At 70.4% G+C, this 2,007-nt stretch carries 3 protein-coding genes and 1 tRNA gene; 3 read left to right on the forward strand and 1 reads right to left on the reverse strand.

Features of this window, described 5'->3' with window-relative positions:
* From ABYE80_RS20260 to ABYE80_RS20270, 3 genes are all read left to right on the forward strand, one after another.
* Nucleotides 1-415 (forward strand): LuxR C-terminal-related transcriptional regulator (locus ABYE80_RS20260; RefSeq protein WP_372792171.1); only part of this gene is annotated, 415 nt, incomplete at its 5' end.
* A 207-nt stretch (nucleotides 416-622) separates the two neighbouring features.
* The gene (locus ABYE80_RS20265; RefSeq protein WP_372792173.1) at nucleotides 623-1,009 is read left to right on the forward strand and encodes a hypothetical protein; all 387 of its coding nucleotides are present in this window, start codon (nucleotides 623-625) and stop codon (nucleotides 1,007-1,009) included.
* On the forward strand, nucleotides 1,006-1,689 hold the full coding sequence (locus ABYE80_RS20270) for a hypothetical protein (protein ID WP_372792175.1): 684 nt from the start codon (nucleotides 1,006-1,008) through the stop codon (nucleotides 1,687-1,689). The genes ABYE80_RS20265 and ABYE80_RS20270 overlap by 4 nt, the downstream gene beginning before the upstream one ends.
* Nucleotides 1,690-1,876: 187 nt before the next feature.
* Here the strand turns inward: ABYE80_RS20270 and ABYE80_RS20275 are convergent.
* A tRNA-Asp gene (locus ABYE80_RS20275) sits at nucleotides 1,877-1,950 on the reverse strand.
* Between the last annotated feature and the right edge of the window lie 57 nt (nucleotides 1,951-2,007).

Consider the following 2,007-nt stretch of genomic DNA (forward strand, 5'->3'; position numbering starts at 1 on the left):
CGTTCTCACGACGTTCGAGGTCGACGACGACGTCCTACGTGCCCTGCGTGCAGGCGCCGGCGGGTTCCTGCTGAAGGACACGCCCCCGGCCGAGATCGTCCGCGCCGTGCGCGCCGTCGCCGCCGGCGAGCCGATGCTCTCCCCCACGATCACCCGCCGATTGATCGGACACGTGACCGACGGCGAGACCCATGCCCGCCGCCGGCACGCCCGCGAGCGACTCGACCTCCTCACCGAACGCGAGCGCGAGGTTGCCGTCGCGATCGGGTTGGGCAGGTCCAACGCCGAGATCGGCCGCGAGCTCTACATGAGCGTTGCGACCGTCAAGGCGCACGTGTCGCACGTGCTCGAGAAGCTCGAGTTCAACAACCGCGTGCAGATCGCCCTGCTCGCCCACGACGCCGGGGAGGTGTGACCGGCGATCGCGAGGTGGATGTTCTCGGGCGGCGGGCGGAGCGCGGCACCGCCGTCGGTGAGCTGCGGGTCGGGTGCCATTGCTGCTCAGAGGGGGCACCCAGCGCCGTGGCCCCTGACGATGGTCGCTGCTGAGTTACTTGGGGCCTGAGGTGTGATTTGACCTGTGATTTGCGGTGCGCTACCGTCCGGGTCCAGGAGACCTCTCATGACGACCACCGCCCGCCCCGACCTCACCGCCCACCAGACCGCGATGCGCGCGGAGTTCAAGGACGTCGCCGCACAGCTCCGCGAGATCCTGGGCGCAAAGCTCGTCGCCTACCTCGGCGGCGTCGGCGAGACGCGCGCGGTGCGCCAGTGGGCCGAAGGCGAGCGCACGCCGTCTGACGCCGTCCAGGCGCGGCTACGACTCGCCTACCAGGTCGCCGCCACGATCGCGGCCAACGACTCCGCCAAGATCGCCCAGGTCTGGATGCAGGGCCTCAACCCACAGCTCGACGACCGGTCGCCCGCCCGGATCCTCCGTGACGGCGATCCCGACGAGGTCGGTGCCGACGTCATCGGCGCGATGCGCGCGTTCCTCGTCGGTGGATGACCTCACTCGCCGGCGTCAAGTCCGACGGTCCGCTGCACCGCCTCGGTCGCGCCCACCCCTGGGAGTGGCCCGACTGGGCGTTCGCTGCCGACGACGGGACGTTCGGCAACCGCTACGACGACCCCGCCGGGGAATACCGCGTCGTCTACGCGTCCTCCGACGACGTCGCACCGTTCGTCGAAACGCTCGCGCGCTTTCGCCCCGACGTCGCCCTGCTCGCTGCACTCGCGGAGATCAAGGACGAGGACGACGACCCGCCGACCCTGCGCGGCGGCGTCGTCCCGCGCGATTGGCTCACCACCCGACGACTGGGTTCGGCGATCGTCGACGGCCGGTTCTGCGATGTCGCCGAGGCCGCGACGCTCACCACGCTCCGTTCAGCCCTCGCCGCCCTGCTCGTCCGCCACGGACTCGACGACCTCGACGCCGGCGATCTCCGCACTCGCGCACCCCGCGCGTTCACGCAAGCCGTCGGCCGCTACGTCTACAAGGCGACCGCGGCCGACGGCGGCCCGTTCAACGGAGTCCGCTATCGCTCGCGCCTCGGCGACGACCTCGTCAACTGGGCCATCTTCGAAGGCGCCGCCATCACCGTGGTCGACACCATCGAGATCGAGCCCAACCACGCTGGCCTCCGTCGCGCGCTTGAGTTGCTCGGCCTCGAACTCGAGACCGACTAGATCGTCGGCCGGCCCGTCGCCCGAGCTTCGCGCGCGTGCAGCATCAGGCTGAGCATGGGTGGCACGCGCGATTCACAGGAGTGTTGTCCGCGCCGCCCACGAACAGCGAGGCGTCACACCCCAGCTCCCAGACGAGCGGCACCGTGCGGGTAAGAAAAAGCCCCGCGAGACGGGGCTTTCTTTGGAGCGGGAGCGACGGGACTCGAACCCGCGACCTCCGGCGTGACAGGCCGGCGCTCTAACCAACTGAGCTACGCCCCCAAACGGGGACGCGCAGTATGGCACGGAACGCGCGAACGTGATCGGTCGCCGCACCGC

The organism is Paraconexibacter sp. (assembly GCF_041602235.1).
Lineage (GTDB): Bacteria > Actinomycetota > Thermoleophilia > Solirubrobacterales > Solirubrobacteraceae > Paraconexibacter.